Source organism: Polaribacter irgensii 23-P, from assembly GCF_000153225.1.
Classification (GTDB): domain Bacteria; phylum Bacteroidota; class Bacteroidia; order Flavobacteriales; family Flavobacteriaceae; genus Polaribacter; species Polaribacter irgensii.
The window spans coordinates 665,273-687,524 of record NZ_CH724148.1 but is presented as its reverse complement, the minus strand read 5'-3'; the positions used below and the strand labels follow the sequence as shown (position 1 = coordinate 687,524).

General features: G+C 34.7%; 20 protein-coding genes. 12 read left to right on the top strand and 8 right to left on the bottom strand.

What is annotated here, in order from left to right; translation table 11 throughout:
* Window positions 1-13 precede the first annotated feature (13 nt).
* Window positions 14-2,683, top strand: coding sequence for a carboxypeptidase-like regulatory domain-containing protein (locus tag PI23P_RS03020; protein ID WP_004569253.1), 2,670 nt, complete (start codon window positions 14-16; stop codon window positions 2,681-2,683).
* Window positions 2,684-2,986: 303 nt separating this feature from the next.
* On the opposite strand, the gene PI23P_RS03015 is transcribed toward PI23P_RS03020, so the two are convergent.
* From PI23P_RS03015 to purN, 3 genes are all read right to left on the bottom strand, one after another.
* Window positions 2,987-3,232, bottom strand: a complete 246-nt coding sequence (locus tag PI23P_RS03015; protein WP_018941873.1) for a helix-turn-helix domain-containing protein — start codon at window positions 3,230-3,232, stop codon at window positions 2,987-2,989.
* A gap of 483 nt (window positions 3,233-3,715) precedes the next feature.
* Window positions 3,716-4,351 (bottom strand): ribonuclease H1 domain-containing protein, encoded by a 636-nt coding sequence (locus PI23P_RS03010; protein WP_004569251.1) that lies wholly within the window; start codon window positions 4,349-4,351, stop codon window positions 3,716-3,718.
* Window positions 4,344-4,916, bottom strand: a complete 573-nt coding sequence (gene purN / locus PI23P_RS03005) for a phosphoribosylglycinamide formyltransferase (RefSeq protein ID WP_004569250.1) — start codon at window positions 4,914-4,916, stop codon at window positions 4,344-4,346. The genes PI23P_RS03010 and purN overlap by 8 nt, the downstream gene beginning before the upstream one ends.
* Before the next feature lie 171 nt (window positions 4,917-5,087).
* On the opposite strand from purN, the gene PI23P_RS03000 reads away from it, so the two are divergent.
* The 6 genes from PI23P_RS03000 (at window position 5,088) to PI23P_RS02975 (ending at window position 10,044) form a co-directional block, all read left to right on the top strand.
* A complete protein-coding gene (locus PI23P_RS03000; protein WP_004569249.1) occupies window positions 5,088-5,324 on the top strand; it encodes an acyl carrier protein in 237 nt (78 codons plus the stop codon).
* A 7-nt stretch (window positions 5,325-5,331) separates the two neighbouring features.
* Window positions 5,332-6,585, top strand: a complete 1,254-nt coding sequence (fabF, locus tag PI23P_RS02995) for a beta-ketoacyl-ACP synthase II (RefSeq protein WP_004569248.1) — start codon at window positions 5,332-5,334, stop codon at window positions 6,583-6,585.
* Between the two features lie 3 nt (window positions 6,586-6,588).
* The gene (rnc, locus tag PI23P_RS02990; RefSeq protein ID WP_004569247.1) at window positions 6,589-7,326 is read left to right on the top strand and encodes a ribonuclease III; all 738 of its coding nucleotides are present in this window, start codon (window positions 6,589-6,591) and stop codon (window positions 7,324-7,326) included.
* 87 nt (window positions 7,327-7,413) lie between these two features.
* Window positions 7,414-7,884: an IPExxxVDY family protein gene (locus tag PI23P_RS02985; protein ID WP_004569246.1), complete on the top strand. Its 471-nt coding sequence runs from the start codon at window positions 7,414-7,416 to the stop codon at window positions 7,882-7,884.
* 1 nt (window position 7,885) lies between these two features.
* On the top strand, window positions 7,886-9,313 hold the full coding sequence (gene pyk / locus PI23P_RS02980) for a pyruvate kinase (protein ID WP_004569245.1): 1,428 nt from the start codon (window positions 7,886-7,888) through the stop codon (window positions 9,311-9,313).
* 263 nt (window positions 9,314-9,576) lie between these two features.
* The gene (locus PI23P_RS02975) at window positions 9,577-10,044 is read left to right on the top strand and encodes a CBS domain-containing protein (RefSeq protein WP_004569244.1); all 468 of its coding nucleotides are present in this window, start codon (window positions 9,577-9,579) and stop codon (window positions 10,042-10,044) included.
* Between the two features lie 94 nt (window positions 10,045-10,138).
* On the opposite strand, the gene PI23P_RS02970 is transcribed toward PI23P_RS02975, so the two are convergent.
* Complete coding sequence (locus PI23P_RS02970) at window positions 10,139-10,492, bottom strand: hypothetical protein (RefSeq protein ID WP_004569243.1); 354 nt, start codon at window positions 10,490-10,492, stop codon at window positions 10,139-10,141.
* 177 nt (window positions 10,493-10,669) lie between these two features.
* Here PI23P_RS02970 and PI23P_RS02965 point away from each other — a divergent pair, with 177 nt between their 5' ends.
* The 3 genes from PI23P_RS02965 (at window position 10,670) to PI23P_RS02955 (ending at window position 13,544) form a co-directional block, all read left to right on the top strand.
* Window positions 10,670-11,008 (top strand): single-stranded DNA-binding protein, encoded by a 339-nt coding sequence (locus PI23P_RS02965; RefSeq protein ID WP_018941870.1) that lies wholly within the window; start codon window positions 10,670-10,672, stop codon window positions 11,006-11,008.
* A gap of 97 nt (window positions 11,009-11,105) precedes the next feature.
* A complete protein-coding gene (locus tag PI23P_RS02960; RefSeq protein WP_004569241.1) occupies window positions 11,106-11,597 on the top strand; it encodes a hypothetical protein in 492 nt (163 codons plus the stop codon).
* A gap of 1,194 nt (window positions 11,598-12,791) precedes the next feature.
* Entirely contained in the window at window positions 12,792-13,544 is a 753-nt protein-coding gene (locus PI23P_RS02955) for an SDR family NAD(P)-dependent oxidoreductase (protein WP_004569240.1), read from the top strand.
* A gap of 283 nt (window positions 13,545-13,827) precedes the next feature.
* Here the strand turns inward: PI23P_RS02955 and selD are convergent, their stop codons facing one another.
* Both selD and mnmH read right to left on the bottom strand, forming a co-directional pair.
* Window positions 13,828-14,865: a selenide, water dikinase SelD gene (gene selD / locus PI23P_RS02950; protein ID WP_004569239.1), complete on the bottom strand. Its 1,038-nt coding sequence runs from the start codon at window positions 14,863-14,865 to the stop codon at window positions 13,828-13,830.
* A gap of 5 nt (window positions 14,866-14,870) precedes the next feature.
* Window positions 14,871-15,887: a tRNA 2-selenouridine(34) synthase MnmH gene (mnmH, locus tag PI23P_RS02945; RefSeq protein ID WP_004569238.1), complete on the bottom strand. Its 1,017-nt coding sequence runs from the start codon at window positions 15,885-15,887 to the stop codon at window positions 14,871-14,873.
* A gap of 584 nt (window positions 15,888-16,471) precedes the next feature.
* On the opposite strand from mnmH, the gene PI23P_RS02940 reads away from it, so the two are divergent.
* Together PI23P_RS02940 and PI23P_RS02935 are read left to right on the top strand one after the other, a co-directional pair.
* Window positions 16,472-16,933 carry a (2Fe-2S)-binding protein gene (locus tag PI23P_RS02940; protein ID WP_004569237.1) on the top strand — a complete coding sequence of 154 codons (462 nt, stop codon included), beginning with the start codon at window positions 16,472-16,474 and terminating at the stop codon, window positions 16,931-16,933.
* Window positions 16,934-16,952: 19 nt separating this feature from the next.
* Window positions 16,953-19,169 (top strand): xanthine dehydrogenase family protein molybdopterin-binding subunit, encoded by a 2,217-nt coding sequence (locus PI23P_RS02935; RefSeq protein ID WP_004569236.1) that lies wholly within the window; start codon window positions 16,953-16,955, stop codon window positions 19,167-19,169.
* 74 nt (window positions 19,170-19,243) lie between these two features.
* On the opposite strand, the gene PI23P_RS02930 is transcribed toward PI23P_RS02935, so the two are convergent.
* Both PI23P_RS02930 and metG read right to left on the bottom strand, forming a co-directional pair.
* The gene (locus PI23P_RS02930; RefSeq protein WP_004569235.1) at window positions 19,244-20,146 is read right to left on the bottom strand and encodes a histone deacetylase family protein; all 903 of its coding nucleotides are present in this window, start codon (window positions 20,144-20,146) and stop codon (window positions 19,244-19,246) included.
* A complete protein-coding gene (gene metG, locus PI23P_RS02925; protein WP_004569234.1) occupies window positions 20,146-22,200 on the bottom strand; it encodes a methionine--tRNA ligase in 2,055 nt (684 codons plus the stop codon). The genes PI23P_RS02930 and metG overlap by 1 nt, the downstream gene beginning before the upstream one ends.
* Window positions 22,201-22,252: the final 52 nt, after the last annotated feature.

Here is a 22,252-nt window from a genome sequence, read left to right as displayed (position 1 = left end):
ATTGATATTATTTATGAAAAAGAACCTCCTATTTATTTTATTGCTTATTTCATTTTCTGTGTTTTCTCAGAAAGTAACATTAAGCGGATCGGTAAAAGACAGTTTACAAAATCCAATGCCGTATGCAAATGTCATTGCAAAACCCAAAGATATCTCTAAAAACTTGCAATTTGCTATTACAGATAACGAGGGTTTTTATCGTTTGCAATTGGCAAAAGGAGATACCATTAATATTAGTATTTCTTATTTGGGTTATAAGCCGTTAGCCTATCAATTTATAGCTTTAAAAGGCGCTCAAAAAGATTTTATTTTAAAAGAATCTTCAGAAAGTTTAGATGAGATTGTGATTGAGATGCCCGTAACCGTTAAAGGAGATACTACAACTTACAAAACGTCTAAATTTATAGATGGTTCTGAGCGAAAACTAAAAAATGTTTTAAAAAAATTCCCAGGCGTTGAAGTCGATAAAAACGGAACGGTTACGGTACAGGGCAAAAAAGTAACCCAAATGCTAGTAGATGGTAAAAAGTTTTTTGGTGGGAACTCGAAACTTGCCGTAGAAAACATTCCTGCAGATGCCGTGGGCAATGTAGAAGTCATCGACAATTACAACGAAGTGGCTTTTTTAAAAGGACTCACAGATTCTGATGAAATGGCAATGAACATCAAATTAAAAGAAGATAAAAAACGTTTTGTTTTTGGTGATGTGGAAGCCGGAAAAGGCAATGAAGATTTTTATAAAACCAGTGCAAACCTTTTCTACTATGCACCAAAAACGAATGTAAATTTTATAGGAAACATCAATAATACAGGCGAAAAAACATTTACGTTTCGAGATTATATGAGTTTTTCTGGAGGTGTAAATGCCATTTTTAGTGGCAATTTTGATTGGAAAGGAGGTTCTTTTTCTCAATTTATGGAAAGTAATGATGTCTTAGTAAGCAAACAAAAGTTTGGCGCTTTGAACATTACTAAAACAGCGACTTCTAAACTAGACATTGCTGGATTTCTTATTTTTTCGAATACAAATACCAGTAGTTTTATAGAAGATTTTAATGAGTATAATGCATTTACAGAGCAAAGAACCAATAGTACCCATAAAGACAATGTCTTAGGTATTGGGAACCTGAACATCGAATATACCCCCAACTCTTTAGAGAAATGGTATTTTAGAACCCAAGTAAAAAGAACCAATAATAGCAATAACAATCGTTTACTCTCTTTGGTAAACAATGCTGCAAATACCATTGATACAGACAGAGATTTGGTGGCAACTTATATCAATCAAAATATAGAATGGCACAAAAGACAGTCTGATAAGCACACTTTTTCTGCTGTTTTTAGTTGCGTTTCTGATACCAGTGCTCAAAATGCTTTTTGGCAAACCGAAAACCCTATTTTGCAAGGTTTAATTCCTGCAGACAATGCGCAAGACTTGCTGAGCATCTTACAAGATAAAAACACCAAACAGCAACAGATAGACTTTATTTTTAAACATTTTTGGGAGCTGAATAACAGCAACCATATTTATACAACCTTCGGGAATAAATTTTTAAATGAAGATTTTTTCACAGAAGACAGGCAGCAATTAGATGATTTTAGCTTCAATAATTTTTCTTCTGATGGCTTTGGAAATGATGTAAATTTTAAACTGAATGATGTTTTTGCAGGACTTCACTATAAATTTAGGACAGGTATTTTTACTTTTAAACAAGGTGCTTTTTTGCACAACTACAATTGGAGCGTGAACCAGCAAAACCAAACAACTAAAAATAAATGGGTGGTTTTACCCGATTTTTTAGCAAAAATTGAATTTAATAAATCGAAAAAAATTACCGTTAATTACAATTTAAAAACCACTTTTTCAGATGCCAGTAGATTTGCCAATCGTTTTTATTTACAATCGTATAACTCGGTTTTTAAAGGAAATGAAACGCTAGAAAACAATCTATTTCATGCGGCAAGAATTTATTATAGCAGGTTTAGCTTGTACAGAGGCATTATGCTGTTTGCAAGTCTAAACTACAACAAACAAATACAAGGAGTAAGAAATACGGTGGCATTTGATGTAAACAATCCAAATGCTTCTCAAAGAATCAATCAGTTTTTAACAGCAAAATTATTTGATAATCTGTCGGAAGACCTGAGAGGAAATGTGCATTTAGAGAAAAGTATCAAAGACATTAAATACAAGTTAGATGTTGGCTTTAACAATGCTAGTTATATTCAAGAAATAGACACTATACTTCAAACGAATAAAAACAAGAACTACGATTATGAGCTTGCTTTCGAAACCATGTTTGATAATTTTCCTAAGATAGAAATAGGAGTTCGTAGGGCTATTGGTCGGTTTACTTCTAGTAGCAATACCTCAAAATTTGTAACTACAGAACCTTTTGTAAACATAGATTACGACTTTCTTAAAGACTTTATTTTTAATTTCGATTATAGAAAAAGCATCTATGAAAATAAAGATTTAAGTCAGAAAAACACCTATGAAATTGCAAATGCAACACTGTCTTATAAAAACGAGGATAGTGCCTGGTCTTATAAAGTAAGTGCAAAAAATATGTTCAATGCACAGTTTAAACAAAGCAATCGTTTTTCAGAGTATGTAGTTTCAGACACCAAAACTTTTATTTTACCAAGAATATTGATGTTTTCTATTGGGTATAATTTATGAGAATATTCTTTAACTACAAAAACAAATAGGGGTTGCAGATAGCATGTGAAACACGGTAGAGCAAATAGGTCTTGATGGTTTTGAAAAATGTAGAGACGCGGTTGTTTGACAAGTCGAGTGCCTAAAAGGTATTTTTTTAGACCACATTGCAACAATGAACAGAGCATTCATGAAAGCATCCATACAATGCGGTCTTTTGCGAATTAAAGACAAGTAGCTTGAGATAAAATTGAAAAAGTTGGTATCCATAAAAAATTCAAAAAGAGCATTCGTCTTGCGTTTTTTAGAATCTTTGGCTTTAACTTATGCGATGTCTTTAAAGAATTCTTCTGGACTTATTTTTAAGAATTCTAAAATTTCAAGCAATCTTTCTAGGTCTAATTTTGTCTTTCCTTTTTCTACTTTAAAATACCCTCCTTCACTAAGGTTTAGGTGATTTGCCATGTTTATTTGCGTCACTCCATTTGCAATTCTGCTGGCAATAATCTTCTCTAATACTTTGAAGTAATTAGATTTTGTATTTGAATTTACCTTCCCTTCTCTGTTCATAATAAAGTGTTCTTGAAACAAAAATACCATAATTAACAATAGTAATATATTTTTTATGGTGACCCTGGAAACAGTGTATTTGAGCATCCCTGAATTCAGCTACTCTAAAAAGCAAGGTAATTTTTTTGGTGGCTACACTTATATTTTACATTTTTGTTTGCTGGGAAAATGCTATGAAAAAGAATTTATTCCTCAAACTGTTGTCTATTTTTAAAGAAGAGTAACAAAAGTTTAAAAGCGAACCACCGTTTTTTAAAACTTATGCAAGTAAGATTTATAGAAACCTCTTTTAATTGCAGTTCCCGTGGAAACGGGAACTTCAAAAGAGTTAAAATTTCAAAGAATTTTTAAATTTTAAGAGCACTGCAAGAAGTGTGAATGGTTTATCTTCAAACAACGTCCTTTATAAAGGAGTCTATTTGCTTTGAAAGAAGAAATAGTATCGATACTAAACGCAGGTATTGTGTTGTTGAAAATAAGCGGTTATTTCCGCCCAAAATCTGCAGGAATTTCTCCCCACGCTTTCGTCTCCCATTTTAAAATAGGGTTTTTAACTGTATTTTCTTTTAGCCAGTTTTCTGCTCTTTTTATCAGTATCAATAGCTCTTTGTTTGAAGCATCAAAGGCAAGGTTCGTTTTGCATTTTTTTTGTTTTACCCAACTCATTGCCGTTCTAGAGTCCGAATAAATAGGGATATCTTCTTTGTTCTTGTTTTTTAAAAGTGCAATTCCATGGACCAAAGCTAAAAATTCACCAATGTTATTTGTACCTCTTTCATAAGGGCCTCTTTTAAAAATTTCCTGTTTGTTATGTGTTAAAACACCTCTATACTCCATTTTTCCTGGATTTCCAGCACAAGCGGCATCCACAGAAATACTTTCTAAATTGGGGTGTCCATAGGCCGTTTTTTCAGATGCTGACAATTTTGGTTTTTTTGTATTTTGTCCAATGTAATCGGCATAGTTTTTAGAAAATGCAATTTCAGCCTCTTTTAAGTCAGCAAAAGATTTGTACTGAGCGCTTTCAAAGCCATCGATTTGTTTCTTACAAACGTTCCATGATGTGTAAATTCCTTTTTTTCGACCATTCCAAACGACATAAAACTTTTTTTTACTCATGGATGGTTAAAATTACTTCTTGTATTACTTTTGGAAAGTAATGCTGTTCTAAGAGATGAATTTTTTCAGCAATGGTTTCTGGAGTATCTGCTGAGCGTAAAGCAGTTTTTGCTTGAAAAATAACAGCACCTTCGTCATAGTTTTCATTTACATAATGAATTGTGATTCCAGTTTCTATTTCATTATTGCTTTTTACCGCTGCGTGAACATGGATTCCGTACATTCCCTTTCCACCGTATTTTGGTAATAATGCAGGGTGTATATTGATAATTTTTTTTGGAAAAGCACTTACAATTTTTTGCGGAATTCGCCATAGAAATCCAGCAAGCACAATAAAGTCGGCCTCTTTTTTCAAAATATTTAAAATGCTATCTGAAGTGTAAAAATCTTCCTTATCAAAAAGGAGACATTTAGTGTTCAGTTTTTTACACCTTTCGAAAACCTTGGCATGCCGATTGTTACACAATACATGCGTAACTTTTGCCGTTTGAGTATGTTTAAAAAAATTAATAATGTTTTCTGCGTTCGATCCGGAACCAGAAGCAAAAACAACAATACGCTCCATATGTATCTATCTAAAGTACAAAAAAAGGGATAATTATTAACAAACTGATTCTTTTCAGGAAAGATTAAATAATTTTATTTACTTTTAATCTTCATTTTTTGGGGCAAATATTAGTTATAATTAATAAGAATCGTATTTTTGCCCAGATTTAAAATTTAAAATAAAGAAATTATGTCAGACATTGCATCAAGAGTAAAAGCGATTATCGTAGACAAATTAGGCGTTGACGATAACGAGGTAACAACAGAAGCTAGCTTCACAAATGATTTAGGAGCAGATTCTTTAGATACTGTTGAGTTAATTATGGAATTCGAAAAAGAATTTGATATTCAAATTCCAGACGATCAAGCAGAAAACATTGGAACTGTAGGTCAGGCTGTTAGTTACATAGAAGAAGCAAAAAAGTAACATTTATATGCAATTAAAACGAGTTGTAGTAACTGGACTTGGCGCATTAACGCCAATTGGTAATAATATTGAAGAATATTGGAACGCTTTAGTTAACGGAGTTAGCGGAGCAGCACCTATCACACACTTTGATGCTGCCAAGTTCAAGACTCGTTTCGCATGTGAGTTGAAAAACTTTAATCCTACAGATTTTATCGATAGGAAGTCTGCTCGCAAGATGGATAAATTCGCTCAGTACGCTATGGTTGCTTCAGATGAGGCAATTGCAGATTCAGGACTGGATTTAGAAACGATTAATAAACTGCGAGTTGGGGTTATTTGGGGAGCGGGAATTGGAGGCTTAGAAACACTTCAGAACGAAGTCTTAAATTTTGCTGCTGGTGACGGAAATCCGAAATTCAATCCCTTCTTTATCCCTAAAATGATTGCGGATATTGCGCCAGGACATATTTCTATAAAATATGGGTTCATGGGCCCTAATTATACAACCGTTTCTGCGTGCGCATCGTCTGCAAATGCAATGATAGATGCCTTAAATTATATCCGTCTCGGATATTGTGACGTGATTGTTACCGGTGGTAGTGAAGCGGCGATTGCAATAGCGGGAGTTGGTGGATTTAGCGCAATGCAAGCTTTATCTACGAGAAACGAATCACCAGAAACAGCTTCAAGACCCTTTGATGCTAGTAGAGAAGGTTTTGTTTTAGGTGAAGGTGCAGGAGCATTGGTTTTAGAAGAATATGAATACGCCAAAGCAAGAGGCGCAAAAATTTATGCAGAGGTAATTGGTGGTGGAATGTCTTCTGACGCACACCACATTACAGCGCCACATCCTGAAGGTATTGGAGTCATTGCTGTAATGAAAAACTGTTTAGAAAATTCTGGGATTAATCCCGAAGATGTAGATCACATTAACACACACGGTACTTCCACTCCACTTGGAGATGTAGCAGAATTGAAGGCGATTTCAGCTGTTTTTGGGGAACATGCAAAAAACATCAACATCAATTCTACAAAATCGATGACTGGTCACTTATTAGGTGCTGCCGGTGCAATAGAGTCTATTGCCGCAATTTTAGCAATGAAACACAGTATTGTACCCCCTACAATTAATCATCAAAATATTGATGAAAATATCAATCCAGATTTAAATTTAACGCTAAACAAAGCCCAAAAGAGAGAGATTAGGGTTGCGATGAGTAATACGTTTGGTTTTGGAGGTCATAATGCCTGTGTAGCTTTTAAGAAATTAGATGAGTAGCGTATGAATTTTATTCGTAAAATAGTTAAATCTCGACCTCAAGAGGACATAATACTACGTGACGAATTAAAAAAGCTGTTAAAATTTTCACCTACTTCCATCAATAAATACAAAAAGGCATTTACGCACAGATCTGTCCAAATGATAGACAGGAAAGGGATTCCCATTAACTATGAGCGTCTTGAGTTTTTAGGAGACTCCATTTTAGGAGCTGTAATTTCTGCATATTTATACAAGGAAGCTCCCAAAGGTTCTGAAGGTTATCTTACACAAATGCGTTCAAAAATTGTAAGCAGAGAGCACTTAAACGAGTTGGGAAAAGATTTAAATTTAATTCGTTTTGTAAAAAGTAATATCGATCAAGCGAATGTAGGAGATAATATCCATGGCAATATTTTTGAAGCATTAATTGGAGCGATCTACTTGGACAAAGGGTTTAATTTTTGTCAGAAGTTTATTCATCAAAATGTAATTGCACCTTACGTTGATATAGCGAAGTTAGAGGGTAAGATTACAAGCTACAAGGGACTGATTATAGAGTGGTGTCAAAAACAAAAGAAAAGATATGCTTTTGATGCGTACGAAGATTCTGGCAACGAGACTACGAAACACTTTAGTGTGAAGATCAGCATAGATGGTCAGCAAATAGCTAAGGGAAGAGCTACTTCTAAGAAAAAAGCAGAGGAACAAGCTTCAAAAAGGGTCTATTTTGCCTTTCAAAATGAAATTTCTCAAGACTAAAGCGATAACGTTTTCGTGAATATACCTTAGAATACTCGTAAACTATTAGTAATTTCGTGCATACATTTGAATGTAAATTTATAAGTTATGCAAATTCATGCTTTGGGTTTAGAAGATTTTTGTGAGGAGGAATATACATTAATAGGTATTCACACCGCGCTGGAGGATTACAGACTTGCATACCTTTTAAATAAAAATTTACAAACATGTTTTTCAAAGTCGCAGAAAGATTTAGAATTAGAAGGAGATCAGAATCGTGCATCATTTTCCATCTATAACTTTTGCAGTAAAAAATATGCTTTTGATTGGTCTCTGATCGCAAACATTAGTAAAATAGAGCACCAAGCTGCGCGAAATGAATTTTTTTCAATTATTGAAACAAGAATGTATTTAATTCCAGAAGAAAAAAAAGTAGACTACTTTATTAAAATTTCTGGAGAACTGACTGCAGACTTTGTTGCGGATACGGTAAAAAAAATAAAAACGATTGAACAAGTAGTCACTTCTTATTCAATAAATAAAGACACATTAAAGTCCAAAGACTTTTTAATATTTTAATATGATAGATTACAAAAAAACAAAAATAGTAGCTACACTTGGGCCGGCAACAGATTCAAAAGAGGTTTTAACAGCGTTGGCAAGAGAGGGAGTAAATGTATTTAGAATTAATTTTTCGCATGCAGAGTACGATAACGTAGAGAGAACAGTAAAAACGATCCGAGAAATCAATGAAGAAAATGGCTATAATGTTGCCATTTTAGCTGATTTACAAGGCCCGAAATTACGAGTTGGTGTAATGGAAGATGGGGTGGTTTTAAATGATGGAGACCTGTTTACATTTACGACAGAGAAATGTATCGGTACCAAAGAAAAAGCCTTTATGACCTACCAACGTTTTCCTAAAGATGTAAAAGTTGGCGAGAAAATAATGGTAGATGATGGGAAATTGTTATTTGAAGTACTTTCTACAGATAAGGATAAGGAGGTTGTTGTGAAAGTAATTGTTGGAGGTCCCTTAAATTCTAAAAAGGGGGTAAACTTGCCGAATACAGCCATTTCTTTACCAGCACTTACCGAGAAAGATAAGAAGGATGCAATATTTGCATTGGGATTAAATGTAGATTGGATGGCCCTTTCTTTTGTGAGAACTCCAGAAGATTTAAGAATGTTACGTGATTTAATTGATGAGCATTCTGATTACCGAGTTCCGGTGATTGCAAAAATTGAAAAGCCAGAAGCGGTTGAAAACATTGATGCTTTGATTCCATATTGTGACGGTTTAATGGTGGCGCGTGGAGATTTAGGCGTAGAGATTCCGATGCAAGACGTTCCATTGATTCAGAAGAAATTGGTAAGACGTGCAAAAAGAGCGAGAATACCGGTAATTATTGCGACTCAAATGATGGAGACAATGATTGAAAATGCGGTACCCACAAGGGCAGAGGTAAATGATGTTGCAAATTCTATCATGGATGGTGCAGACGCGGTAATGCTTTCTGGCGAAACGTCCGTAGGAAAACATCCGATAAGAGTAATTCAAAAAATGGCTGAAATTATTAAGGCTGTCGAAAACTCTAGAATGATTAAAGTACCACACGAAGCGCCACATATTAGAACCAACAGATTTATTACAAAATCAGTTTGCTATCACGCTGCGCTAATGGCAAATGACATCGAAGCAGCTGCGATTTCTACCTTAACGAATAGCGGTTATACTGCTTTTCAAATTTCGGCATGGAGACCGCAGTCTAGAATATTAGCATTTTCATCAGAAAAAAGAATTTTAGGAAAACTAAACTTACTTTGGGGTGTAAAGGCTTTTTATTACGACAAAAACTTAAGTACAGATGATACCGTTGTGGATATCAATAGAATATCAAAAGAAAAAGGTTATGTTCAAAAAGGAGATTTGATGATCAACCTTACCTCAATGCCCGTAGAGGCAAAAGGAATGGTTAATACTTTAAGAGTTTCGGAAATAGAGTAAAGTATTTTAGAACCTAAATTTTAAAAGCATTCTGAAGAAATTCAGGATGTTTTTTTTTGGAGTTTAAAAGTCATTTATAGAGAGATTTCTGATTGCACTCATTTTGTTTACATCGAACAAAAAGTGCTTTTTTTAGCAGTGTGCATTTGAGTTTTTATAAATTGGGGCTTATTTTTTTTAAAGATCAAGTCAAATTAAATGTAAAAAAAGTACAAAGTTTGAAAAAATATGGTAGCTTTAAGTGCAACTTAAAATAAATGATCATGGGAATTAAGAGCTTTCAAGGAAAAAGAGACGTACACCAAGAAAAAGAAAGTGCCCAAATTTTAGTGTCTGATTACATGACTACGCGTTTAATAACCTTTAAAGCTGAAGACTCTTTAGACCACGTCATTGAAAAGTTAATTGTGCATAATATTTCTGGGGGTCCGGTGGTAAACGACGAAAATGAACTAATTGGAATCATTTCTGAAACCGATTGTATCAAACATATTTCTGAGGGTAAATATTATAATATGCCTTCGGATACCAATAATACGGTTGGGAAACACATGGTGAGAGATGTAGATACGATTGATAAAAATATGAATATTTTTGACGCGGCATTTAAATTTATTTCTTCTCGCAGAAGAAGGTTTCCAGTAACTGAAAGCGGAAAAGTAATTGGGCAATTGAGTCAAAAAGATGTTTTAAAGGCTGCGCTTGCCGTAAGAGGTAATACTTGGAAATAAGACTTTTCTTTTAGTTTTTTATAAAATTAATTTTCCGAGATGTTGCTATTTTTGAAAAATATTCAAATCAACTTAGCATCAGCATTTATAAATTTTATTTTTCTTTTCGAATCAGTAGAAAAAGCTCGCTTTCTAAAGCGAGGTAACCTTCATTGTACACATAAAAGTAGGTGTTTCCTGTTTTTGTTTTGTAGATGGACGTAAAGAATTGAAAATCGAATCCGTTGTCATATAATTTAGTACGGGTTACTTTTGTTTTCCCAGAACCATTTAATTCTGATAAAATTTTATAATTTTTTCGAAGCCTGTTATTAACGTTTCTGATAAGATTTTTACTGCCTTTATCTACGCTATTATTAAAGCTATTTCTGCAATAATCCGAACAAAATTTTTGATCGATCCTGCCTTTTAGAGCTTCTTCACACGCCAAACATATTCTAGTTTCCATAGTTTAAAGATACATTAAATTATTCGGGTGCAAACGACTACAATCAATTACAATCGAAAGTAATTGCTTTATAACCGAATAAAATTAAGAGGGTGTCGCAACTTTGCAGTGTCAAATAAATTGACAGCATACATTATAAATCAGCATTACATTGCGAAATGCACAAAAACTTATCTTATGAATACGTTAAGAAACAAAGTACAGTTAATTGGTAGATTGGGTCAAGAGCCAGAAATAGTAACCTTTAAAGACGGTAACAAAATGGCGAAATTTTCAATGGCAACAGATGACAGTTACAAGGACAAGGAAGGAACTAAAGTAGAGCGTGCTTATTGGCACAATATTATCATTACAGGAGGTCTTGTCAATGTAGTCGAGAATTATGTAAATAAAGGTCAGGAAATAGCTTTGGAAGGCAAGTTAACAAATAGATCTTACGAAACCAAAGAGGGTGAAAAAAGATATGTTACAGAGATTTTAGTAAGTGAATTGTTACTTTTAGGAACTAAACAATAGTTATTTTCATTTTGAAAAAGAATAAAATCCATTCCTTTGAATGGATTTTATTTTATCTTGGTATACATTTTGAATTTAACTTTAAAAACCAGAGAAAATGAAGTCCATAAAATTGTTATTTATTTTAAGTCTCGTTTGTTGTTTTTATCAATGCAGTAGCTCGATCTTTGTTTCAAATCCGCCCTTTAGTGTAGAAAAAGCGTTTTACAATGACTGGGTTGGTGGGCAGCCAGGAGTTCGCGGAATGCTGCTAGAAGTGCATTTAAAAAATGCTGCTGGAATTGTATTTGATTCTTTGTATTTTCAAAGTAAAAGTACCGAGGTATCTGTGCGAAATCTAGATGCTAAAATCCAATTGATTGGTCAATATACTATTGCGAATCGTATAAGAAGGGATGTTATTTTGAATAAAGATTCAAGTAAAGAGTTGAAAAATCCATTCCCAAGCCTGCGGCAATTTCCTTTTGATTTAATGAACAATGAAGCCGTTCTTAGCTATAAAAAAGAAGGTAAAATGTTGTATTTCAAAGTTAAAAATATAAGGAAGGTATCAACAGTTCCTTTTCCATCCGCCCCAAAAGGCAATTGATTTGTTTCTCAGCATTGAACATAGCACTACTTCTTAGTGTTTTTTTTGTCTTAGAATGCGTCTTTTATACACGAGTAATGTTACAGTCTTGTTGCATGAAGTTTTTAAAATTGCTTTTATATTTTTGACTATTTGTTGTTTAGAAGTTTATGCGCAGGCATATAAAGACAATTTTAGAGAGAATACAGCTTTTTTAGCGAAGTGCTCATCAGGTATCAGCATAAAATAGAGATTATTGCATAGCGATTGGTAAGGGAAATGTTTTTGTGTTCCTCAAGTATGTAGGCCTTCTTTTTTAAAGGGAGTATCAATAGGTGTATAGTAATCTTTTAGCTTTGCGTCGAATAGGAATAAACATTGGCATATGTGTTACTTATTCTATGGGAATGCAAATAAATTAGAGTGCATACGGTTTGTATAATTTAACTTTTACGCTGTTTCTGACGCAGATAATAGGGCTTTATAGTCATGAGTAAAATAGCATTTCTTTCTTTGCAGAATGTCAGTGAAGTACCTCTAATTACTGTTAACTATATTATAAAAGCAGTAAAGTTTCTTCTTGAAAATGTAGGGCATCTTAGAAAGTAAGCATCCCTAGTATTTTTGGAGTCGATTACGTACTAGCGTTTATTTCTTAAAAAGCAACCCTATTTTAAAGTGCGCTAGAACATTTTGGCACGCAAGTTGCAATAAACAAGTAAATTACGGTAATGCCTCTTTCGTTTAAGGTGTTGGTTTTTCAAAGATTTAAAAGATTACAACAGAGCGTATCGTGACAGCACAAGTGGATGTTGGAATGGAGGGTTTGAAAATATTGGAAGATTGGTCTGTACAGTTGCGAATGTAGCGCTTTTGGTAAATTCTAAAACCGGTTTTTTCACGTCATTTAAAAGAGACAAACACGGGTAAATCCTATTATTGCCGCAAGGAATGCAAATGCAAATCGATTCGAATTATAGAGAGAAAGCAAGATTAGAAAAGTTTAAAGTAAAGTTTGGTTAGTTGATTTTGATTGGATATTTTTTAATATCCAATTGAAAGGAAAATCGTCCTGAGGAGGGCGGTTTTTTTTTGTTTATAATTGGTGAAGAAGTATCTTTTTTATTTTTTTATATACAAATAGTTTGTTTAATTTTATGGAAGTATTGTAAACCAAAATAGAGATTAAGAAAAGAATCTCTCTAAATCATTAAAATGAAAACAACAGCATTTATAACAGGAGCAACTTCGGGAATTGGTAAAGCTACCGCAGAAATTTTTGCAAAAAATAAAATTCGTTTAATTCTTTGCGGTAGGCGTGCAGATCGATTAGAAGCGTTGAAGCAAACACTTGGTGAAATTACTGAAGTAACAACATTGCAGTTTGATGTGTCTAAAAGAAGTGAAGTAGAAAATGCAATAGCATCGCTACCAGACAATTTTAAAAACATTGATATTTTAATTAATAATGCTGGAAATGCGCATGGAATGTCGAGTATTCAGGAGGGAGATATTGATGATTGGGATGCAATGTTAGATATCAATGTAAAAGGATTGTTATATGTGTCCAAAGCTATATTTCCTCAAATGATTGCTAGAAATAGTGGTTTTATTGTAAATATTGGTTCAATTGCAGGTAAGGAAGTATATCCCAACGGGAATGTGTATTGTGCTTCTAAACATGCAGTAAATGCGCTGAATAAGGCCATGCGGATAGATTTAAACAAATACAATATTCGCGTAGCTGCAATTCATCCTGGTGCTGTAGAAACAGAATTTTCAAAGGTTCGTTTTAAGGGGGATATAGAAAAGTCAGATGCGGTATATAAAGGATATAAACCTTTGCAGGCAGAAGATATTGCAGATATTATTCATTTTGTTGTAACGCGACCGTACCATGTGAATATTGAAGATTTAGTAGTCTATTCAACAGCGCAAGCAAGTCCAACAATAATGAATAAAAATTAAGTCAATAGCGGAATTGTAAGCAATTTTGGCTGTGTCTGCGAAGTAATTTCATTTCAGAAATCACCTAAAAAAAGTACACAATGACAGCATCTATTTTTTGTCTTAAAAAAAATCCCGTTTAATTTCTATAAATGCATGCAGGAAGGTAAGGAGTCTCTTGGACAAAAAAGTCCACTAATATCTAATAAATTCTAGTTTTCTCTAAATAAGAATCTTGTAGATTTATAAAAGCCAAAAAAAATCAGTGCTGCTTTTTTTTGGCTTTTATTTTTTTGCATTGCTTTTATGCATTGATATATACGGGAGACGCAGATTTTTCTATCAGTGTTCCAATAGGCTCCGCAAAAAGACCTTTACTTTTAAGTATGGCAGCAACTTTTTGAGAAGCCTCTTTTTTAACCGCAATTAATAGCCCTCCACTAGTTTGTGGATCACATAAAATATGCCGTTTTTTCTCATCTTCAAGCGTTACTTTATGTCCATAACTTTCCCAGTTTCTTACAGTACCTCCAGGAACACATTTTTTATCGAGATAGCCATGAATTTCCTCAAAGATTGGCACTTTACTATAATTAATTTCGGCAGATACATTACTTCCCTCACAAACTTCAAGTAAATGACCAAGGAGCCCAAATCCGGTTACGTCTGTCAACGCAGTTATTTCTTCAATTTCTGCAAGTGCTAATCCAACATCATTTAGGATGATCATAGAATTAGCTGCAATATCTTTATGTTCTTCCTCTAAAATACCTTTTTTCTGTGCCGTAGCTAAAATTCCAATTCCCAAAGGCTTGGTCAGATATAAAATACTTCCTGCTGCCGCCTGGTCGTTGCGTTTTAAATTAGATATTTTTACGGATCCAGTCACTGCCAATCCAAAAATAGGTTCTGGGTTGTCAATACTGTGACCTCCCGCAAGTATTATCCCTGCGTCAGAACATGCTTTTCTACCACCTTCCATTACTTGAGCAGCCACTTCTGGAGCTATTTTGTCAATGGGCCAGCCTAATATTGCAATGGCCATTAATGGTTTTCCTCCCATGGCATACACATCGCTTATTGCGTTTGTTGCTGCAATTTGTCCGAAAGTAAAGGGATCATCTACGATGGGTAAGAAAAAATCTGTTGTGCTAATAATACCAACTCCATTTCCCATGTCATAAACAGCAGCATCGTCTCTAGTGTCGTTTCCAACGAGCAGGTTGGTATCTTTAATTTTCGGAGAAGTAGATGCTAAAATCGTAGTAAGTACTTTTGGTGATATTTTACAGCCACATCCAGCACCGTGGCTATAGCTTGTTAATTTAATAGGTGTATCCATTTTTTTTATTGTTGTTTTAAAAATATTGCCGTTTTTTCAGGGTTTACAGTAGGGATTTCAAATTTTAATATTGTAGACTTTACTCTTTTTTCCAAGCCCTTTAAATAGTATTTATCGTAATAAAAGAGCGTAAGCGTTACAACCTCGTCATAATTTTTATTTTCTAGCGCGGTAAGGGCTAATTTTGCTTTGTCATTCCCCAGTCTTTTTGCGATTTTGCCAATGGCCTCTCCTAATTTTTGCTGATTTAAATTTGCATATGTGTTTACAAGATGTTGCACTCTCTCTTTAAAGGGAACTTCCAAGAAGTAGACGGGCATCGTCCCCATTTTTTCGTAAAAGGCGTTCGGAATGGATACTTTTCCAATGGATTTACTTTCATCCTCCACCCAGATCGGTAGTTTGGTATCTAGTTTTAGTATTTCTGAAAACAGCTTATTTTCAAACTGTTCAGTAGTAGGCTGTTCTGGAAGATCAATGCCTCCAAAAGCAGAGCCTCTGTGGTTTGCCAATCCTTCTAAGTCTATTACTTGTGCTCCTTTGCTTTTTAAAGCATGCAGTATTTCTGTTTTACCTGTACCGGTGTAACCACCTAAAACTTTAAGATGGAGGGTTTCTGTGAAAGAGTCCAAAACATAATTTCTAAAGGCTTTGTATCCATTTTCGATAACATAGATTTTTGTAAAACCGTTTTCGAGAAGGTGCGTGGCAAATGCATTACTTCTCATACCTCCTCGCCAGCAGTGTATTACAGCCTCCTTCTGAGGAGCCACTAAGAGTGCGCTCTTCACAAAATCAGTTAATTTTGGCTTTACAAACTCGTAGCCAATTTCAATGGCTTTTTCTTTTGATTCTCTCTTATAAGCAGTCCCAACTATTGCGCGCTCTTCGTCTGTAAATAATTCAATATTATGAGCATTTGGGATGTTTCCTTTTGCAAATTCACCTGGTGACCTTACATCGATAATAGGAAGTTGTCTTAAATTTTCAAAGTAAAAACTGATTGTTATAGATTGTTTCATTGTAAAGCGTCTAATTTAAAAAGAGATGATTCCGAAAAAACTGCGTTTACAAGCAGGTAAACCGATTTAGATAGACAGTCGTATTTGTCTAGTATTCGTTGTTGTAGCAATTGATGTGGACTTTAAGACTGCTTCTAACATTAAAACAAGGATACGTTGTTTATTTGTTGTACTCTATTTGCGGAAAAAAAAGGAGAGCAAACAGCAACTAGTAACAGTTTAATGTTTTGTTTCTACAGTGAAACAAAGTTAACTGTTTTTGAGAAGGTTAAGCGGGTATTCCTTGTTTATATTCTATAAAATTTTACAGATCAGCGTAGGATTAAATCAGCGTAATTAAAAAAATATTTTTGCTGTTTTGAGGAAAGTCGGCATTTCTTGAGTATTCAACTTTTCGATAGTAACTTCAAAACATTTTAATAAATAGTTTTATATTAAAACTATTTTGTGGCTATTTTAACCTGTAGTTGGTTTTGAATTTGTTGGGTTTAAGGACCTAAAACAACCAGTATCAGTAGGATTTGAGAAAAATTGTCTCAAATGATTTTTTTTGTAACTTAGATCGATAATTAAAACCCATTTTTATGCCAAATTATATTTTAAATGTAAACGGAGAGCAAGTCCGTATTTCTGCAGATTCGGACACACCTTTATTGTGGGTTTTACGAGATGAGTTAGACTTGGTAGGAACCAAGTTTGGTTGTGGTATTGCACAATGTGGTGCGTGCACAGTTCACATAAACGGAGTTGCTGCAAGGAGTTGTCAAATGCAGGTTTCTTTTTTAGAAGATACAAAAATCGTGACGATAGAAGGATTGTCTGTGGACGGCAAACATCCGGTTCAAGAAGCTTGGAAAGAAATTGATGTGCCGCAATGTGGATATTGTCAAACAGGTCAGATTATGACAGCTGCTGCGTTTTTAGAGGAAAATAAAAGGCCATCAGAGATAGAAATAAGGAATGCGATGCAAGGTAATATTTGCCGATGTGCTTCGTATAACAGAATAGAAAAAGCCGTGAAAGTTGCTTCAGAAAAAATAGGATAATTATTAAAAATTAGAAAAAATGGAATTGCATAAAAAAGATAATTTTAGTCGCAGAAATTTTTTAAAAACATCAGTCTTGGCAAGTGGTGGTTTGCTAATTGGATTTAATTTATTGATAGCCTGTAAGCCTGGTGTGCAAATGCCCGTAGATATTGACAGTTTAAACTTTAATGATTTCAATGCGTTTATTAAAATTTCGAATGAAGGATATGTAACTATTTTTTCTCCGAACCCAGAAATTGGTCAGGGTGTAAAAACATCGATGCCGATGCTTATTGCAGAAGAATTAGACGTCGATTGGAAGAATGTAACGGTGGCTCAAGGAGTTTTAGATACAAACAATTACACGAGGCAACTTGCAGGTGGCAGTCAATCGATACGTTTTGGTTGGGAGGCACTTCGACAAACAGGAGCAACTGCAAAACAAATGTTGGTGAATGCTGCAGCATTAAAATGGAATGTAGCGGCTTCAACTTTAAAAGCTTCTAAAGGAATTATTACGAATCAAAATGGTGAAACTTTAGGCTATGGTGAAGTTGTAAAAGAAGCAGCGATATTAGCCGTTCCAGAAAATGTAGTCTTGAAAGATCCCAAAGATTTTACAATTATAGGGCAAGAAATAATCAATGTTGATATTGACAAAATTATTACTGGAAAACGCTTGTTTGGTATTGATTACAAGGCAGACGGCATGTTGGTTGCTACTGTTTTGAGACCGCCATCTTTTGGTCAGAAATTAAAAAGTTTTGATGCCACAGAAGCGAAAAAAGTCAAGGGAGTAATCGATGTGATTACGATCGGAGATAAAGCAAGAAAATACTTAGATACTGGCAAAAATAACTGGACTGTCAAACTCTCCAAAACAGACAAAGTTGTGGTAATAGCAGAAAACACATGGGCAGCTATGAAAGGCAAAAAAGCGCTTTCTGCTGTTTGGGAAGAAGATGGGCAATTAGAATCTACAGAAGACCACGAGAAGGCGTTAACAGCTATTTTAGATGGTAAAAATTTAAATATAAATAGAGAAGATGGCGCAGTAGAAAATGCATTTGCAACCGCAGACAAGGTGATTGAAAAAACCTACCACTCGCCTTTTTTACCACATAATTGTATGGAACCGATGAATTTTTATGCAAATGTAACTGCAGATAAAATACATTTAGTGGGTCCTGTGCAAACACCAGAGTATGCAGCAAAAGTAGTTGCAGCGTTGCTAGATTTTGATTTGGATAAAATTCATTTAGAAATGACCAGAATGGGGGGTGGCTTTGGAAGAAGACTTTATGGAGACTTTGTATACGAAGCTGCAGAAATATCGAATCTTATTAAAAAACCAGTAAAACTTGTTTCGACAAGAGAAGACGATATGACTACGGGTATTTATAAACCGGCTGTAAAATACAGAATAAAAGCAGCTTTAAAAGACGGGAAGGTAACGGGATACCATTTAATAGAGGCGGCTATTGGAAGTAATATGTATGGGGCTATTTCAAATTTCTTTCCTGCTGGATGTATCCCTAATTATAAAGTAGAGACCGGCAATTATAACAGCAACATCACAACCGGCGCTTGGAGAGCGCCATACACAAATTTTTTGGCATTTGCAGAGCAAAGCTTCTTTGATGAGTTGGCAATAGAACTAAACATAGATGCAATTCAATTGCGTTTAGACTTATTGCAAAATGTAAAAAATACAACAGACGAGCGCATAGAATATTCTGGACAAAGAATGGAAGATACCATTAAATTAGTAAGAGAAAAAGCCAATTGGGGAACTACCAAAGAAGGCGTATATCAGGGTTTTTCTGCCTATTATAGTCATAATACACATGTTGCAGAAATTGCAGAAATCGAGATAAAAGACGGTTTGCCAATTATTAAAAAAGTAACCGTTGCTGTAGATTGCGGGATTGTGGTAAATCCGACAGGAGCAAGAAATCAAGTTGAAGGAGGTGTTTTAGACGGAATTGGACACGCAATGTACAGTGATTTTTCATTTAAAGACGGCAAACCTCAAGATCAAAATTTTGATACATATCGCTTAATTAGAATAAACGAAACGCCAAAAGTGGACGTCTATTTTGTAGAAAACAACAACGCACCAACAGGATTAGGAGAACCGGGTTTGCCACCTGCAGGAGGAGCAGTAGCCAACGCAATTAATGCTGCTTTGGGGAAAAGAATATACAGGCAACCTTTTGTAAAGGAATTTAATGAAAGTAGTATGCTCAGTTAAAGGGAACACTTAAAAATGTCACACAATTGTGCTTTTATAGCAACCCAAAGAAGTTTCCTTCTTTGGGTTGCTATTTAAAAATAAATTTCTTGTGCAATTCTAAACGTATTGGCGTGTGCATTTACAATGGTATTTACATCAGGAGAATATCCACCGCCCATAGAGCACATCACAGGAATTTTTAAGTCGTAGCAAGTTTGTATTACAAAGTTGTCTCGTTCTTTACAGCCAGCTATTGTTAAATCAAGTTTCCCTAACTTATCACTTTCGATTACATCTACACCACACAAATAGTATATAAAATCGGGTTTTTCTTGTTGAATAAGTTTTGGGAGTGTTTCTTTTAGAAGCGTTAAATAGGTAGCATCTTTCGTGTTATTTTCTAATGCAATGTCCAAATCAGAGGCCTCTTTGACAAACGGATAGTTACTTTTTCCGTGCATAGAAAAGGTAAAGACACTGCGGTCGTTTTGAAATATTTCTGCAGTACCATTTCCTTGGTGGACATCTAAATCTACAATTAGTATTTTATCAGCCAACCCTTTTTGCTGTAAATATTTCGCACCAATTGCTTGGTCATTTAACATACAAAAAGCCTCTCCTCGATTTGAAAATGCGTGATGTGTACCGCCTGCAATATTCATTGCAATTCCGTTTTTTATGGCATATTCTGAAGCTTTCATTGTGCCATCTGCAATCATCATTTCCCTTGCAATAAGTACTTCAGATAGTGGAAACCCAATTTTTCGGGCCGCTTTTTGAGAGAGCGTGATGTTTAATAAATCAAAAAAATATTCGGGGTCATGCACTGTAAAAAAATGCTTGTAGTTTGGGATTTCTGGCTCAAAGAAATTTTCTTCCGTACACGTTCCCTCATAGAGCAGTTGCTGCGGTAAAAGATCGTATTTTTCCATTGGAAATCGATGGCCTTTTGGCAACTCGTATTTATAAATAGGATGATTTGCTATTTTAAGCATTAACTAACTTCTTGTCCGTTTGTTACTGTTTTCTCTGGTTGCATAAAAGCCAATTTTCCGTTTGGAGTCTCTGTCATTAAAATCATTCCTTGACTTTCTATACCTCTAATATTGCGGGGTGCTAAGTTCACTAAGACAGCTACCTGCTGACCAATTATTTCTTCTGGTGAGAAGCTTTCTGCAATTCCAGAAACAATAGTCCTCGTATCGATGCCAACAGCTACTTTTAATTTTAAAAGTTTTTTAGTCTTTGCTACTTTTTCTGCTTCAAGAATCGTTCCTATTCTAATGTCTAACTTCGTAAAATCTTCAAATTCAATTGTTTCTTTTTGAGAAGAAATTACTTTGTTTTCCTGCTCATTTGCAACTTTAGTTGCTTGTAATTTTTCAACTTGCATTTCAATTTCTTCGTCTTCAATTTTAGAAAACAACAATTCAGCTTTATTTATTTGATGTGTCGCTGGTAGTAAAATAGCATTTTCAACGACATCTTCCCAAGATAAATGGGAGTCAATATTTAAAATTCCTTTTAATTTTTTAGCTGTAAAAGGTAGAAAAGGTTCAGAAACTACTGCTAAAGCTGCAGAAATTTGTAAGGCCACATACAGTATCGTTTGTACTCTTTTTTCATCTAACTTTATAACTTTCCAAGGCTCCTCGTCTGCTAAATATTTGTTTCCAAGTCTTGCTAAATTCATCAATTCTTGAGAAGCTTCTCTAAAACGATATCTTTCAATAGATTTTCCAATTGTATTTGGGAACTCTTTTACCGCTGCTAAAGTGTCTTCGTCAATATCAGAAAAGTCATTAGGAGCAGGCACCACCCCACCGTAATATTTATTTGTTAAAACAACAACACGGTTAATAAAATTGCCAAAAATAGCAACGAGCTCATTGTTGTTTTTTGCTTGAAAATCTTTCCACGTAAAATCGTTGTCCTTATTTTCTGGTGCGTTTGCAGTCAGGGTATATCGCAATACATCTTGCTGATTTGGGAACTCCGCTAGATATTCATGCAACCAAACTGCCCAGTTTTTAGAAGTCGATAATTTATTACCTTCTAAATTCAAGAATTCATTAGCAGGAACATTGTCAGGTAAAATATAATCTCCGTGCGCTTTGAGCATTGATGGAAAAATAATACAATGAAAAACAATGTTGTCTTTTCCGATGAAGTGCACCAGTTTTGTATCGTCTCGTTTCCAATAATCTTCCCAGTTTTTTCCTTCTCTTGCTGCCCATTCCTTGGTAGAAGAGATATATCCAATAGGGGCGTCAAACCAAACGTATAGCACTTTTCCGTCCGCCTCTTTTAAGGGCACAGGAATTCCCCAGTCTAAATCTCGAGTTACAGCTCTGGGTCTAAGGCCATCCTCTATCCAACTTTTCACCTGGCCGTACACGTTCGGTTTCCAGTCTTTTTTGTGTCCTTCTAAAATCCATTCCCGTAAGAAATCTTCATGCTTATCTAAAGGTAAAAACCAGTGTTTTGTTTTTTTTACAGTAGGTACATTTCCGGTAATGGCAGATTTTGGGTTTATTAAGTCTGTTGCATTGTGGCTAGTTCCACAGCTCTCACATTGGTCTCCATAGCTTTCTTCAAAGTTACATTTTGGGCAGGTTCCAACAACAAAGCGATCTGCGAGAAATTGATTTGCTTCAGCATCGTATAATTGAGCAGAAGTTTCTTCAATAAAGTCCCCATTGTTATGTAATTTTGTAAAAAACTCAGAGGCCGTCTTATGGTGAAGTTCATTAGAGGTTCTAGAGTAATTGTCAAAGGAAATTCCAAAATCTAAAAAAGATTGTTTGATGATTCCATGGTATTTATCGATAATATGTTGGGGGGAGACTCCTTCTTTTTTTGCACGCATTGGAATGGCTACACCATGTTCATCTGAGCCACATATGTAGGCTACATCTTTACCAATTAAACGCAAATAACGGGCATAGATATCTGCGGGAACATATACTCCTGCTAGATGTCCAATATGAATTGGACCATTTGTATAAGGTAAAGCTGCGGTAATCGTGTATCTTTTTGGAGCACTCATGTGTTCTTTGTATTATTTTTGTACTGATTTTTCAACTGCAAAAGTACAAAAA

Excerpts from the sequence above, each read along its gene's own strand:
- PI23P_RS03020 (WP_004569253.1), top strand. The coding sequence starts at position 14 with ATGAAAAAGAACCTCCTATTTATTTTATTGCTTATTTCATTTTCTGTG.
- metG (WP_004569234.1), bottom strand. The coding sequence starts at position 22,200 with ATGAGTGCTCCAAAAAGATACACGATTACCGCAGCTTTACCTTATACA.
- PI23P_RS03010 (WP_004569251.1), bottom strand. The coding sequence starts at position 4,351 with ATGAGTAAAAAAAAGTTTTATGTCGTTTGGAATGGTCGAAAAAAAGGA.
- pyk (WP_004569245.1), top strand. The coding sequence starts at position 7,886 with ATGATAGATTACAAAAAAACAAAAATAGTAGCTACACTTGGGCCGGCA.
- PI23P_RS03015 (WP_018941873.1), bottom strand. The coding sequence starts at position 3,232 with ATGAACAGAGAAGGGAAGGTAAATTCAAATACAAAATCTAATTACTTC.
- rnc (WP_004569247.1), top strand. The coding sequence starts at position 6,589 with ATGAATTTTATTCGTAAAATAGTTAAATCTCGACCTCAAGAGGACATA.
- PI23P_RS02960 (WP_004569241.1), top strand. The coding sequence starts at position 11,106 with ATGAAGTCCATAAAATTGTTATTTATTTTAAGTCTCGTTTGTTGTTTT.
- mnmH (WP_004569238.1), bottom strand. The coding sequence starts at position 15,887 with ATGAAACAATCTATAACAATCAGTTTTTACTTTGAAAATTTAAGACAA.
- PI23P_RS02955 (WP_004569240.1), top strand. The coding sequence starts at position 12,792 with ATGAAAACAACAGCATTTATAACAGGAGCAACTTCGGGAATTGGTAAA.
- PI23P_RS02975 (WP_004569244.1), top strand. The coding sequence starts at position 9,577 with ATGGGAATTAAGAGCTTTCAAGGAAAAAGAGACGTACACCAAGAAAAA.
- PI23P_RS02985 (WP_004569246.1), top strand. The coding sequence starts at position 7,414 with ATGCAAATTCATGCTTTGGGTTTAGAAGATTTTTGTGAGGAGGAATAT.
- PI23P_RS02965 (WP_018941870.1), top strand. The coding sequence starts at position 10,670 with ATGAATACGTTAAGAAACAAAGTACAGTTAATTGGTAGATTGGGTCAA.
- selD (WP_004569239.1), bottom strand. The coding sequence starts at position 14,865 with ATGGATACACCTATTAAATTAACAAGCTATAGCCACGGTGCTGGATGT.
- PI23P_RS02970 (WP_004569243.1), bottom strand. The coding sequence starts at position 10,492 with ATGGAAACTAGAATATGTTTGGCGTGTGAAGAAGCTCTAAAAGGCAGG.
- PI23P_RS02935 (WP_004569236.1), top strand. The coding sequence starts at position 16,953 with ATGGAATTGCATAAAAAAGATAATTTTAGTCGCAGAAATTTTTTAAAA.
- fabF (WP_004569248.1), top strand. The coding sequence starts at position 5,332 with ATGCAATTAAAACGAGTTGTAGTAACTGGACTTGGCGCATTAACGCCA.
- PI23P_RS02930 (WP_004569235.1), bottom strand. The coding sequence starts at position 20,146 with ATGCTTAAAATAGCAAATCATCCTATTTATAAATACGAGTTGCCAAAA.
- PI23P_RS02940 (WP_004569237.1), top strand. The coding sequence starts at position 16,472 with ATGCCAAATTATATTTTAAATGTAAACGGAGAGCAAGTCCGTATTTCT.
- PI23P_RS03000 (WP_004569249.1), top strand. The coding sequence starts at position 5,088 with ATGTCAGACATTGCATCAAGAGTAAAAGCGATTATCGTAGACAAATTA.
- purN (WP_004569250.1), bottom strand. The coding sequence starts at position 4,916 with ATGGAGCGTATTGTTGTTTTTGCTTCTGGTTCCGGATCGAACGCAGAA.